General features: G+C 63.1%; 11 protein-coding genes. All 11 read right to left on the minus strand.

The genetic code is table 11. The features are described from left to right. Nucleotides 1–8: 8 nt before the first annotated feature. The 11 genes from OVA24_RS15750 to OVA24_RS15800 all read right to left on the minus strand — a co-directional run bounded on the left by OVA24_RS15750 (nucleotide 9) and on the right by OVA24_RS15800 (nucleotide 13,496). Nucleotides 9–1,124: an efflux RND transporter periplasmic adaptor subunit gene (locus OVA24_RS15750; protein ID WP_267670898.1), complete on the minus strand. Its 1,116-nt coding sequence runs from the start codon at nucleotides 1,122–1,124 to the stop codon at nucleotides 9–11. 69 nt (nucleotides 1,125–1,193) lie between these two features. Then, on the minus strand, nucleotides 1,194–1,811 hold the full coding sequence (locus OVA24_RS15755) for a TetR/AcrR family transcriptional regulator (RefSeq protein WP_267670899.1): 618 nt from the start codon (nucleotides 1,809–1,811) through the stop codon (nucleotides 1,194–1,196). A 734-nt stretch (nucleotides 1,812–2,545) separates the two neighbouring features. Beyond that, nucleotides 2,546–4,402, minus strand: coding sequence for a DNA topoisomerase IV subunit B (locus OVA24_RS15760; RefSeq protein ID WP_267670900.1), 1,857 nt, complete (start codon nucleotides 4,400–4,402; stop codon nucleotides 2,546–2,548). 106 nt (nucleotides 4,403–4,508) lie between these two features. Continuing rightward, entirely contained in the window at nucleotides 4,509–6,677 is a 2,169-nt protein-coding gene (locus OVA24_RS15765; RefSeq protein WP_267670901.1) for an HAD family hydrolase, read from the minus strand. A 10-nt stretch (nucleotides 6,678–6,687) separates the two neighbouring features. Continuing rightward, nucleotides 6,688–8,721 (minus strand): HAD-IIB family hydrolase, encoded by a 2,034-nt coding sequence (locus OVA24_RS15770; protein ID WP_267670903.1) that lies wholly within the window; start codon nucleotides 8,719–8,721, stop codon nucleotides 6,688–6,690. 230 nt (nucleotides 8,722–8,951) lie between these two features. Then, nucleotides 8,952–10,001, minus strand: a complete 1,050-nt coding sequence (gene gap / locus OVA24_RS15775) for a type I glyceraldehyde-3-phosphate dehydrogenase (RefSeq protein ID WP_267670904.1) — start codon at nucleotides 9,999–10,001, stop codon at nucleotides 8,952–8,954. A 514-nt stretch (nucleotides 10,002–10,515) separates the two neighbouring features. Next, nucleotides 10,516–10,881 (minus strand): coiled-coil domain-containing protein, encoded by a 366-nt coding sequence (locus tag OVA24_RS15780; RefSeq protein ID WP_267670905.1) that lies wholly within the window; start codon nucleotides 10,879–10,881, stop codon nucleotides 10,516–10,518. Between the two features lie 176 nt (nucleotides 10,882–11,057). Next, nucleotides 11,058–11,843: a GTP cyclohydrolase FolE2 gene (gene folE2 / locus OVA24_RS15785; protein WP_267670907.1), complete on the minus strand. Its 786-nt coding sequence runs from the start codon at nucleotides 11,841–11,843 to the stop codon at nucleotides 11,058–11,060. A 72-nt stretch (nucleotides 11,844–11,915) separates the two neighbouring features. Next, on the minus strand, nucleotides 11,916–12,158 hold the full coding sequence (gene rpsR, locus OVA24_RS15790) for a 30S ribosomal protein S18 (RefSeq protein WP_324287866.1): 243 nt from the start codon (nucleotides 12,156–12,158) through the stop codon (nucleotides 11,916–11,918). Nucleotides 12,159–12,162: 4 nt separating this feature from the next. Then, a complete protein-coding gene (gene rpmG / locus OVA24_RS15795) occupies nucleotides 12,163–12,336 on the minus strand; it encodes a 50S ribosomal protein L33 (RefSeq protein ID WP_267670909.1) in 174 nt (57 codons plus the stop codon). 29 nt (nucleotides 12,337–12,365) lie between these two features. Continuing rightward, entirely contained in the window at nucleotides 12,366–13,496 is a 1,131-nt protein-coding gene (locus tag OVA24_RS15800) for a TraR/DksA family transcriptional regulator (protein ID WP_267670910.1), read from the minus strand. Between the last annotated feature and the right edge of the window lie 198 nt (nucleotides 13,497–13,694).

Consider the following 13,694-nt stretch of genomic DNA (forward strand, 5'->3'; position numbering starts at 1 on the left):
CCGGCGGCTCAGTTGGCCTGGCCTGCGGCGGCGGCCTTCGGGGCGGCGGCCACGGCGACCAGCGCACCTTCCCGGAGTTTGAACGAACCGGCGGTGGCGACGATTTCGCCCGGCTTCAGGCCGGACTCGATCACGATGAAGTCCCCGTTCATCGGTCCGCTTTTCACGAGGCGCTGCTGTGAGCGGGGATTGCCCTTGGGATCATTCGCGACGACGAAAACATGGTCTCCCTCCGGCCCGCGGCGCAGGGCGCTCACCGGAACGGTGACCACCTTCCGGGCTTCCCCGACAGGGACGCGCACCCGGACGGAAGACCCCGGCGTGGGCGCCTGCTTCGCATCCGCGATGCGCGCGCGGACGACGGAGCTGCGGTTGCGGGGATCCACCCGCGCGTCCAGCGCGACGATCTCCGCGAGCACCGGCGGACGGTCCCCGCCGGCAAGGATCTCCACATGGTCCCCCTCCTTGAGCCCCGCCACCACCACCTGGGTCACGGTGAAATCCACATGCACCGCGTCATCCACTCCCTGCAGGGTGGTGAGCTGGCTCCCCTCCTCCAGATACTGGCCCGGGTGGACGTCGGAAATGCCGATGCGGGCGCGGAACGGCGCGGTGATGGTCTTGCGCACCATGACCGCCTTTGTCCGGGCCGCCTGGGCCAGGGCGATGTCGCGCTCCGCCTGCGCGCGCTCCAGGTCCACCACCGGCGCGGCGTCCTCCCCGGAGAGCCGCTGCATGCGCTTGAGCGTGGTTTCCGCCAGGGCGATCTGGGCTTCCTGCGCGCGCAGCTCCGCCTCCTCCACGGAAACGTCCAGCGCCACCAGCACGGTGCCCGCTTCCACGATCTTGCCCGGGGTGAGGTCCGCCTTCACCACCGTGCCCGCCATTTCATTGCGCAGGGTGACGGAGCGCAGGGCCAGCACCGTGCCCACCGCCACGGTGGAGCTGCGGTGGTCCACCTCCCCGGCCGGGACGGTGACGATGCTTTCCGCCGGCTCCGGCATCGCGGCGGCGGCCTCCATGGATTTTTTGATATCGGCCCGCTTCCATGCGGTGAGACCGACGGCGGCGGCACCGAGCGCACCGATGAGGACGAGGGAGATGATCCAGGAACTGGCTTTCATGGGAGTGGTCGTGGCAGAGGTTCGGGGAAGACGGGAAAGGGACGCTTGGGAAATCAGGAGGACGTTCATTCAGGCATCGGCGGATGGCGGAGGCGTCGTTATCTGGACGTCGAACGTCTCCGGCTTCTCCACGGCGAGGGCGACGATGCGCTCCAAGGTGCAGCGCAGGCGGTCGAGAGCCTCCTGGTCCACAGGCCGCAGGCGCATCACCCAGTAGAACCAGAGGCCGTCGATGGCGGCCATGACGATCTCCGCGACATGGTCCGGCAGGCCGTCGTTGCGGATGAGGCCGTAGAGTTCGTCATAGACGTCACGCATCGGCTGGACGAGTTCCGAGTTCTGGGCCAGCGCGGCGAAGATGGCGGAGTAGCTGCGGCGCAGGCCGTCCGTCCAGTTGCGCGCGTCCATGCAGCAATGGTTGAGGATGCCGCGGAGCATGCGGCCCGGTCCTTCGGGAGCTTCCGCATAGCCGGTCATGAAGCAGTTCCGCCAGCCGTCCGCGCTCCGCTGGACCATGGCCTCGATGAGCTGCTCCTTGCTGGAAAAGTAGTGCAGCAGACCACCCTTGCTCACCCCGGCCTCCGCCGCCACGGCGTCGAAGGTCAGACGGGCCACCCCTTCACGGGCGGCGACGGTTTCGGCTGCATCCAGCAGCAGGTCTCGTTGGGCTGGGTTGTGCGGTGCCATTGTTGGAAACGGCATACCGTCCAGCCGGTCGGTTGTCAAACCGTCTGGTTGGTCGGGATCGAATTTTATTTCAAACGTCGCCATTTCACCCTCATGACGAACGGGATGGCTGGTTTGTGACAGGGGTGGAAAAATGCGAATTTCCTCTCTAGGCACTCGGCACCTACAACGTGCGTGCCTTGAAGTCGCTTCCCAAATAAGGCACTTTGGGGAACCGATCCGATGATCATCGCCTACGCCTTATCGCCGCTTTGGATGCTAATTGCCTCACTCTACCTTTTGTTGGCCATCCCGCTCGTCTCGCTGTTCACCTTGGTGGCTGCCACTCCGTGGATGAGGAATGTCAGGGGATTACCCCGCCTGATTAGCTTCGTCCTCCCGTTCTCTATCCTCAATCTGGGGCTTACCATCAGCCTTTTCCTAGGCCCATTGCGCCCCCAACAAGCGCTGCCATTCATTGATTGCGTGTGGATCGCGTTGGTGTGTTCAGCCCCCGTAGTGCTGGGCTTGATTCTAATCCACAACCGGAGAAAGAAGCGCTCTCCGGATGCAGCAGAGGACGCAGTTAATCCATAGATCACCCATCATCCACCTGACCGCAAGGAATGCGGTCCCAGCCACCCTCTTCCCACGGCTCCACATGGGCAAAGACGCCATCCATCCCGGATCGGAATCCAAGCTTCGCACCCATCCACCCAGCCGTAATGGCGCAGCCATTACGCTACGGAAGAACTCTACGCCACCGCGGCCTCGATCTGGCGGTCCACGTCCTCGCGCAGGTTGTCGATGATGAACTCCTGCCGGTCCGGGGTGTTCTTGCCCATGTAGAAGGCGAGCAGTTCCTTCACGCCCTTGCCTTCCTCATACTCGACGGGGTCGAGCCGCATGTCCGGGCCGATCATGAACTTGAACTCGTCCGGGGAGATTTCACCGAGACCCTTGAAGCGGGTGATCTCCGCGTTCTTGCCCAGCTTGGCGATGGCCTTCACGCGCTCCGGCTCGTCATAACAGTAGATGGTCTCCTTCTTGTTGCGGACGCGGAACAGCGGCGTCTGGAGGATGTGGAGGTGGCCGTCACGGATCAGCTCCGGGAAGAACTGGAGGAAGAAGGTGAGCAGCAGCAGGCGGATGTGCATGCCATCGACGTCGGCATCGGTGGCGATGACGACCTTGCTGTAACGCAGTTCCTCGATGCCATCCTCAATGTTGAGGGCGGCCTGCAGCAGGGCGAACTCCTCGTTTTCATAAACGATCTTCCGCGGCAGGCTGAAGGTGTTGAGCGGCTTGCCGCGCAGGGAGAACACGGCCTGCGTCTCCACATCCCGGCTCTTGGTGATGGAACCGGAGGCGGAGTCACCCTCGGTGATGAAGAGGGTGGATTCCTCGCGGCGCTTGTGCTTCGTGTCGAAGTGGACGCGGCAGTCGCGCAGCTTCTTGTTGTGGACCTTCGCCTGGCGGGACCGCTCGCGGGCGAGCTTCTGCACGCCTTTCAGGTCCTTGCGCTCCCGCTCCGCGGAAATGATCCGCTTCTGGATGGCCTCCGCCACCTGCGGGTGCTTGTGCAGGTAGTTGTCGAGGTTGGTCTTGAGGAAGTTCCCGATGAAGGTCCGCAGGGACTCACCCTCAGGAGCGACGGTGGTGGAGCCGAGCTTGGTCTTCGTCTGCGACTCGAACACCGGCTCGATGATGCGCACGCAGATGGCAGCCTCGATGCCGGCGCGGATGTCCGCGGGGTCATACTGCTTCTTGTAGAAGCCGCGGACGACCTGCACCAGCGCCTCACGGAAGGCGGCGAGGTGGGTGCCGCCCTGGGAGGTGTTCTGGCCGTTGACGAAGGTGTAGTACTCCTCCCCGCTCTCCGGGCTGTGGGTGAAGGCGATCTCGATGTCCTTTCCGACCAGGTGGATCGGCGGGTAGAGCGCCTCGTTCTCCATCTCCTCCCGCAGGAGGTCGAGCAGGCCGTCCTTCGAGCGGAATTTCTTCCCGTTGAACACGACCGTGAGGGCCGGGTTCAGGTAGGAATAGTAGCGGCACATCTTTTCGACGAAGGCTTCCTTGTACTTCGCCTTGGCCGGGAAAATGGTGCGGTCCACCTCGAAGGCGAGGCGGGTGCCGTTCGCGCCTTCATCGCGGCGCGGGTTCGGCATATCGACGGTGAGCTGGCCCTTGGAGAACTCAAGCGCCTTGGTCGTGCCCTCGCGCCATGCCTGGATCTCGAAGAAGGAGGAAAGGGCGTTGACCGCCTTGATGCCGACGCCGTTGAGGCCGACGGATTTCTTGAAGGCCTCGCTGTCGTATTTCGCGCCGGTGTTGATCTGCGCGGCGCAGTCGTAAAGCTTGCCCAAGGGGATGCCGCGGCCGAAGTCCCGGACCTCCACGCGGCCCTGCTCATCGATGTCGATGCGGACCTCCTTGCCGTGGCCCATGATGTGTTCGTCGATGGAGTTGTCCACCGCCTCCTTGAGCAGGATGTAGAGGCCGTCATCCGGGGAGGAACCGTCACCCAGCTTGCCGATGTACATGCCCGGGCGCATCCGGATGTGTTCGCGCCAGTCCAGGGATTTGATGTCGGCTTCGGTGTAGTCTGCCATAGGGTCGGGAGGGTTTTAGACGGCGGCCGGGTGGGGTGCAAGTGTGGGAAATCCCGGGTTTTTCCCCGGTTGTTCCCGGCACTCCGCCCCCGCCCCGCCGCGGGATTCACGGGTGCAGCTCGATCTGGCTGACCGCCTCTTCCCCCGGTTCCTCGTAGGGCTTCGGAGGGTCCGCCTGCCCGAGGAATCCGTAGTGTTCCAAGCCCTCGAAAAATCCCGCCAGCCCCTTTTCACGGGCGTGGTAGATCCTGGGTCGCGGGACGATCTGGCGGAGGATGCGGTCCCCGTCGGAGGGAATCACCGAAAGGTTCCTGCCCCGCACGGCCCCCATGTCATTTCCATAGCCCGCGAAGTAGAAGATATGCCCCGGCTCGATCCCCCAGCGGTGCTCGATGTAGCGGAGCGCCACATCCTTCCCCCCCCGCAGCGGCACCACATCCACGAACGAACGTGCGGTGACCATGACCTTCGCCGCAATGCCATTTTCCCGGAGCATGCGCTGGATCGCCATCCGTCCCGGTGCCCGGGAAGCATCCATGAGGTAGGAAACCTTGAAGTCGTGCTGGCTGTTCTCCGCCTGCAGGGTGAGCCCCGGCGTGTCCGCCAGCGCCTCCATGACCTGGTCCCGGTTCCAGCGGGCGGAAACCTGATGCCGCCACCGGTCATCCCTCACACCCCGCGTCCCATAGTGGATCTCCGCCCCCAGGCTGGAAATCAGGAACCCCGGCTCCGGCAGATCATGCCTCCGGATGAAGTCCCGGGCTTCCTCCAGGTGCATGCCCGTCGCGATGCCCAGCCCCAGGCGGCTGCCGTCGAACAGGCTCCGCCACCGCCGGACGAGGTCCGCCGGTTCCTCCCCGATGCCCGCCGGGAGATCCATCACCACCCAACGGTCACTGGCAATGAGCGCCCCCTGGGAGCCGCTGGTTCTGGCCGGCCTGGAGGGCGGGAGGATCTCCCGGATCTCCGACAAGTACCGCTCCACATGCCGGCTCCATGAATAGTGCCGCCGGACGTTCGTGGAGCCATTTGCGGAAAGCTGGCTCCGGCGCTCCGGATCCGCCGCGATCTCCTCGATGGCGGTGCCCATTTCCAGTTCATCCATCGGGTCGATGAGCACACCATTCGCGCAGTTCGCCAGGATGTCCCTGGGGCCGCCGTCGTTGGTCGCCACCAGTGGAAGCCCGCCTGCCGCGGCCTCCAGCAACGTGAGGCCGAACGGCTCCGTGAACGCCGGATTGACGAACACCCCTCCCCTTTCCTCCACCCACTGGTAGAAGGCCGGGATTTCCGCCGGTTCATGCCGCTTGGGATAGGCGATCCGGCCATAAAGGTCCGCGTCGTCGATGGCCCGCAGCAATTCGTTCCAAACGCGTTTCGGCCCGTTGGGGAGCTTCGCGAACGAATCCCGGTTCCCGCCGATCACGATGAGGTTGGCATTTTCCCGCAGCCACCGGTTCTTGGAAAACGCCCGCACCAGGGCGGGGAGGTTCTTCCGTTCATCCGCGCGGGCGATGGTCAGAATGGGAACGCGGGAGGGATCCGTCAGGAACGCGCCGAGCTTTCTTTCGACCGAGGCCATCAGCTCCGGGGCGCACTCCCCCTCGAATCTGGAGAGGTCCACGCCGGGTGGGATGACCCGCATGCGGGACTCCGCATACTGGTGGTAGATGGAGTATTGCTCCTCCACTTCCTGCCGGGTGCTGGTGCAGACCAGGTTGGCGGCATCCAGGCTCAGTTCCTCCGCCTCGATTCGTGCGGCGAGGTTGTAGCGTTCCTCCATCTCCGCGAGATCCGCCCCGCCATGCTGCAGGCGCTGGAGTTTCACCCGGCCGAGCGAATGCCCGGTGAAGATGAACGGACACCCGAGAACGGCCGCGAGGTGCCTGCCGACATAGCCGGCATCCGCATAGTGCGCGTGGATCAGGTCCGGGACCCGCCGCTGCTTCCGCAGATAGCTCAGGGTGCTGTCGATGAAGGCATCCAGATGCCGCCACAGCACCTCCTTCCGCAGATAGCGCTTCGGTCCGGCGTCGATCCTGACGATCTCCGCCTTCGGGCCGAGCGGTTCATGGTCCCTGGCGTAGTCGGGTGAAAGCTTGGGATCCGCCACCCTGCGCGTCAGCAGGGAAACGCGGTCCACCGCCGGGTCGAGCGCGAGCGCCTTCACCAGCTCCAGCACGTAGAGGCACTGTCCGCCGGTGTCCGGGTCGCGGCCCAGCTCCATGTGGTCCCCACGGATCAGCCCGTGGATGGATATGTGAATCAGGTCCAATCCCATATCATCAATCCTCCATCACATCATGATACGCGGAGATGAACTCCGACGCGGACCATGCCTGGAAGGCCTTGCCCATGGGTCTGCCGGTCTGGCCGTGGTACCATTCGTTGAACTCCCACTCCTGGTAGATCCCCTGGTGGTTCAGTTCCGCCAGCTTGAGCAGTTCCTTGCGGGCGATGTCACGCAGTCCCAGCCGGTTGATGAACTTCACCCACTGTCCGCCGACCCATCCCCAGATACCGCCGTTGTGGTAGTGGTTCGGCAGGTTGAGGAGATTGACGGTGTAGTAGCTCTTCCAGTCCGGGTCACCCGCGTTCACCACCGGGTAGAGGTTCCTCACCGGGAACGGCTGGTTCACCCCGACGCCCCACATGAAACGGAACGCGACCTTCGCCTTCTCGATGTCGAGCACGTTGAAAAGGAATGCCATCACATTCGCCGGGACGTCACAGCGCCAGTCGAACGAGAACGGCGTCACCTGCGCGAGGAGGTAGCGCGAGTCACCGATGGCGTGCTGGACCTGGTCGAAGTTGACCACGCTGTCCCCTGCGGAGAGCGCGTGGGTGCTGGGCCAGAACCGCTTTAGGATGGCCTGCTTCACCCGCTCCGCGCGCAGGAAGTAGCGGCTGGCGATGGCTTTCTCCCCCAGCAGCTCCATCATCCGCGCGTAACATACATTCGCCCTGCACCACAGGACCTCGTCATAGAGCACGTTGTAGCTGCGGTTGAAGAGATCCATCCAGTCGCCCGCCTCCGGCACCTCCAGCAGTCCGTCCTGGTTGCTGTCATGGGCCTCCAGCCACTGCATGACCCGGGCGATGGCGCCGCGGTATTCGCGCAGCAACTTCACCTCCCGTGTCTTTTCCACGAAGGCGTGCAACGCGATGACGACCCACAGGCCGCTGTCGATGGCGGCGATGCCACCGACGCCGGAGTAGTCCGGCTTTCCGCTGGCGATGTGCACGTTCGCCGGGATCTGGCCGTTCTCCGCCAGATGACCCAGCAGCGTGCGCAGGGTGGCGCGCTGGCAGTCGCGGAAACGGTCGTCATGCGCGGCGAGGCTGCCGGTGATGGCCATGGCCCCGTCCCGCCCCCACACGCTGTTGTAGTTCTCATCCGTGCCGGTCACGGCGTTGTCGCCGATGGAACACGCGCTGAAGCCGAGCGGGGTGACGCATTTCTCCAATGCCTCCAGCGCCTTCTGGTAGGCGGTCTGGATGAAGGACTCCTCGCTGCCCGCAGTGCGCACCGGAGTCTCGAACAAGCGGACGATCTCCGGGTCGTGCGCGTGGTCCTGGATGGAGGACCCGCAGCTTCTGATCTCCTCCACCACGCCATAGTGGACCAGTCCCTCCAGCACACCCGCGGCGCACACCCCGCGGGCACGGTAGGCGTCCGCCTCGATCAGCGCGTCCAGCAGTTCCGGCTCCGCATTCTCCACGGCGATGCCCCTGACTCCGGAAAGCAGGAACATGGAGGCGTCATTCCCGGTGTCCCCGGCAACGACCACCTGCTCCAGCGGGATCTCCAGCTTTTCACAGAGCCACGCCAGCGCGTTGCCCTTGTTCGCGTGCATCGGCAGGATGTCGAGATCCCGTGAGGAGGAATAGACGACCTGCGCGCCGGCATCCGCCAGTTGCTTCCTGAGGGAATCAATGTCGGAGCGGCTTTTCTCCCGCCAGTACCAACTGCTCTTCCACTCATGCTGCTGCTCGTCCGGCTGGGGTTCGATGCCCTCCAGCGCGGAGACGATCTCCCTCACCCGCCGCAGGTCCCATTTCTCGTCAAGGATCGAGGAAAACTCCCTCAGCACCTCATCCTCGGCGACACGCTGGATGGTGGTGCCCACCCCGGCGATGTAGTAGTCCGGATGGGGCAACCCATTCTCCCTCACAATTCGCCGCGCGTCCTTCAGCAGACGCCCGGTGCTATAGACAAGGAGCGGTCTCTCCGCCCCCATGTCCCTCCACGTCACCACGAAATCCGCCGTCGAATCGGGTTTCCCCAACAGCGTTCCGTCCAGGTCCGAACAAAACATCCGGACGTCTTGTTTGATGTCCATCGCGCCGAACTTCGCACAAAACGGGGATGATTCAAACGGTTTCGCTCCATCTAACAGATTCTAACAGGAGTCGTTCCGCCGTGATCCCTTGAACCCCGGGGATTCACAGCGCCCCGGCCCGCCCCGGAAATCCGGATTTATGCACAAAAAAAGAACGGCAACCCTGTGCGGGTTGCCGTTCCGTGAATCGCGGTTCGCGCGAAGGATCAGATGCCCTTCTTGACGACGTCCGTGAGGAGGTCGATGACGCGGTTGGAGTAGCCCCACTCGTTGTCATACCAGCTCACGAGCTTGAAGAACGTGGAGTTCAGCTCGATGGAGGAGCCGGCGTCGAAGATCGACGAGCTCTTGTCGTGGATGAAGTCGGTGGAGACCACTTCGTCTTCGGTGTAGGCGAGGATGCCCTTGAGGTAGGTCTCGGAAGCCTTCTTGAGGGCTGCCTTGATCTCCGCGAGGGAGGTTTCCTTCTCGGTCTTCACGGTGAGGTCCACGGCGGAGACGGTCGGGGTCGGCACGCGGAAGGCCATACCGGTGAGCTTGCCAGCCACTTCCGGGCAGACGAGGGCGACAGCCTTCGCGGCACCCGTGGTGGACGGGATGATGTTGATCGCAGCGCTGCGGCCACCCTTCCAGTCCTTCTTGGAAGGACCGTCAACCGTCTTCTGGGTCGCGGTGTAGGAGTGGACGGTGGTCATCAGACCTTCCTTGATGCCGAAACCTTCCTTGAGGAGGACGTGCACGAGGGGGGCAAGGCAGTTGGTGGTGCAGCTCGCGTTGGAGATGATGTGGTGCTTCGACGGATCGTATTGGTCGTCGTTGACGCCGACGACGAAGGTGCCGTCCTCGCCCTTCGCAGGAGCGGAGATGATGACCTTCTTCGCACCAGCGGTGATGTGGCCCTTGGCCTTGTCAGCTTCGGTGAAGAGGCCGGTGGACTCGATGACGACTTCGACGCCGAGCTCTTTCCAAGGAAGACCATCCGGGGTGCGGGCGCTCACGACCTTGATCTCATGGCCGTCCACGACGAGGACGTCGTCCTCTTCCAGCTCAGGCTTGGACTTCTTCGAGGAAACGGTACCTGCGAACTTGCCCTGCGTGGAGTCGTACTTGAGCAGGTAAGCGAGGTTGTCGGCCGGAACGATGTCACCGACGGCGACGACGTTGAAGGTGGTTCCGAGGTGACCTTGTTCGACGAGGGCACGGAAGACGAGGCGTCCGATGCGGCCGAATCCGTTGATGGCAATGGTAGTTGGCATGACTGTTAGGGAGGCGGTGGAAGTGCCGGATACGAGTGGATACTTCCGCCCGGCGGCGGAATTTTGCACTTGGACCACGGGCCGTCAATGCTGTGGACAGGTAAATCCGCCGCCCGAACCAAACCAAAAACAAACCCACGGAAACCCACATAAACGGAAGCAATCGGGGAGATATGGCTCACGCCAAGTCTCAGAAATGGTGTGACTTTTCGTGATGGCAGAGGGAACAACGGATTATACGGATTTCACGGATTGAGAATGAAGCGGAGGATCCGAATCCGTGAAAGCCGTTCCAATCCTTTGTGGATCTTGCCGGTGGTGCTGATCCACCTATCCGTCAGGAGCCATCCACACCGCCGAGCCTCTCACGAGGCTCGCTACTCCTGGAATCCGCCTTCAGGGGTGGCGGAAGTCGTGAGACTTCCGGTGGAGGGGAAGTCCATGGTGGACCGCAGCCGGTTGTTCGGATGGTGCCCACCCCGCCGTGATGGCGCAGCCATCCCGCTACGAACGATCAGCCGCCGCACACCTTGCAAGGCACTCCCTCCCCCTGCTTTCCGGCCCGTCCCTTTCCCTGGCCGAAGTAGCGGCATGATGAATTGTGCCTCTTGCCGGTGGTGCTGATCCAGCGCGCGCCGTCGGGGAGGATTTTCGCGGGTGCCTCCGCAGGCTTCGCTGTCTCCGGCTCCGCCAGTTGCTTGCGGAGCAAGGCGTTCTCCGCCTGGAGCTTCCGCAGCGCGCCTTCCAACTCGGCGATCTTCGCACGCAGCGCCGCATCACCCGATCCGGAGGCCGTCTGCGCCGACAGCGGAGCGACGGCGAAGAGCGAAAGCAATGCCGCCAGCAGACATGCGGTGGATTTCAGAACGGTGGCCTGCATCTAACGGATAGAATGCCGCAGATGTGCGCCCGGAGTAAAGCCTGCAGCGGATGTCGTGAGACTTCCGGTTGGGGAAAATGAACGGAGCGCGGACTTCAGTCCGCTTGGCTTCGCAAAGACAGATTCTCCGGGGCGGACTGAAGTCCGCGCTCCATTGTTGGCCGTAACGTCTCCCCTCAGCGGACCTGCTTCTCGATCACGGCGTAGGCGCTGTGATTGTGGATCGACTCGAAGTTCTCCACCTCGATGCGGTACCAGGTGATCTCCGGGCGGGCGTTGGAAAATTTGGCGACGTTGCGCACGACATCCTCGACGAAAACGGGATTGTCATAGGCACGTTCGGTGACGGCCTTTTCGTCCGGCCTCTTCAGCATGCTGTAGAGTTCGCAGCTCGCGGATTCCTCGGCGATGCGGATGAGTTCCTCGATGGCCAGCGGCGCGGAGGACCGGACGGAATAGGTGATGGTGCCGCGCTGGTTGTGCGCGCCGCGCTCGCTGATGGCCTTCGAGCACGGGCAGAGCGTGGCGACCGGGACGATGACGGTGAGGATGAAATCGCAGCCGTTGTCCACGTCCACCCCGACGGTGAATTTCACCTCGTAGTCCACCAGGCCGGGCTTGCCGGTGACCGGGGCCGCCTTCGAGATGAAGAACGGGAACTGGAACTCGACGTGCGCTCGTTTGGCGAACAGGCGGTCCAGCAGGTTGCGCGGCAGCTTTTCCACGGTGGCGACATCCAGGATGCTGCCGTGTTCATGGAGCGCCTCGACGAAGCGGCTCATGTGGGTGCCTTTCAGATGCGCGGGCAGGTCCACGGTCAACGCGGCGGTGGCCACGGTCCGCTGGGTGCCGCCATCCTTTTCCCGGACCTCCACCGGGAAGCGCAGGCCCTTGATTCCAACACGGTCGATGGGGATCAACCGGTCATCGATTTCATTCTGGGTGTCAGTCAGTTCCGACATGGTCGCGGAAAACGGAAAGAGCCCGCCCGGTTGCTCGGACAGGCTCCTCCTTGAGATTTGGGATCTTCCGGCTTAGGGAAGAAGGTTGATCGCGCGGGACTGTTTGATCGCGCGGGTGATCTTGCGGTGAAGCTTCGCGGAAACACCGGTCACGCGGCGCGGCAGGATCTTGCCGGTTTCGGTCGTGAACTTGGTGAGGAGATCCGGATTGGTGGCAACGACTTGGGCCGCAGGGATGTCATGCCGGCGACGCGGCATCATGCGGTTCGCCTTGCGGAAATTGATACGGCGTTGGACGGTCTTAGGCTCGGACATGAGATTAGCGGAGTTCGCGGTGAAGGGTGCGGCGCTTCAGGAAGTGATTGAACTTCACTTTCTCCAGACGGCCCGGAGTGCGCAGACTCTTCTTGTTGCGCGTGGTGACGTAACGGGACGTCGGGACACCTTCCGCTTTCGCTTCGGTGCATTCAAGGATGATGATATCGCGTGGCATGGGAAAAATTCGGGGACGCGGACAATGCGTTAATCTTCGTCTTCGTCAAGGGAAATTCCATCGGAATCTTCATCATCCGAAGTATTTCCTCCGCTGAAGCCGACTTCATTGGACGGGCGGAAGCGGCGGTTGCCGTATTCTTTCTCCCACTGCGCCTGCTCCTCGACGGTGAGGCGGGCGAACGGGATGACCTCGAGGCGGGTCTGTGGGATCTTGCGGTTGGAGATCTCGCAGATGCCGTAGGTTCCGGCCTGGATGCGGCGGAGGGCCTGCTCGATTTCGTAGAGGGCATCCTGCTCCTTCGCGAGGACGGAGAGGGCGAAATCACGGTCGTAGGCATCGCTGCCGGCATCACCCTGGTGCATGCCGCTGCCGGAGGCTTCGCTGCCTTCCGGTGCGTTGCGGATGGTATCGCGGGTCATGCCGGACATGGCGTCCACCAGCTCGTCACGGAGATCAAGGAGGCGCTGCCTCTGTTTCTGGACGAATGCCGGGGAGTGGGATCCGTTGGTGCCGGTGGCGACGGGCTCGGCAGGCTTCTGCGGAGCGGCCTTCGGCGGCACGAAAGGAGGCTTCACCGGGGCTGGCGGAGCGGGGAAATCAACGACGGAGGATTTGCTCTTCTGGACGGGAGCCGGCTTTTTCGGAGCTGCCACCACGACTTTCTTCTCCTCCACCTTCACGGGAGGAGCCTCCACCACGGCGGGCTTCTTTGGAGCCTCGGCGGCCTTAGGAGCCGGGGTTTCCTTTTTGGCGACTTCCTTTTTCACCGGCTTGGCGGCCGGAGCGGCGGCCTTTGCCTTCGGCTCGGCCTTCTTCGGCGCGGGAGCGGCAGGCTTTGCCTTGGAGATGGTTTTCGCGGCAGGTGCCTTGGCAGGAGCGGCTTTCTTCGGGGCGGGAGCCGCTTTCTTGGCGGCTTTCTTGGCGGGAGTCGTTTTCTTAGCGGGAGCCACTTTCTTCGGTGCAGGTTTGGCCGGGGCGGCTTTCTTCTTCACCACGGCGACCTTTTTGGCGGCCGGCTTCTTTGCCGGGACCGCTTTCTTGACTGCAGCCGGTGCTTTTTTCTTCGCGGGAGCAGGAGCTTTCTTCACGGCCTTCGCCGGGGCCTTCTTGGGGGCCGCTTTTCCTGCTGCTTTCGATGAAGTTTTTTTCGCGGCCATGACAGTGGGGTCGTATGGTTTGAAACAGAAATCCTCCGCTCCGGCGTTTTTTGGGAAACGTATGGAGAAGCGAGCGCGGTGGATTAGTCCCTATCCAAGGTGTCAGCAAGGCGAAAATCCACGGTATGCCAAAATAATCCGGGAAAACCGCCTCCGCCCGGGGCTTGATATGCCCCGGCAGTTCCCTAACCTGTCCGC

The organism is Luteolibacter sp. SL250 (assembly GCF_026625605.1).
Classification (GTDB): Bacteria; Verrucomicrobiota; Verrucomicrobiia; order Verrucomicrobiales; family Akkermansiaceae; genus Luteolibacter.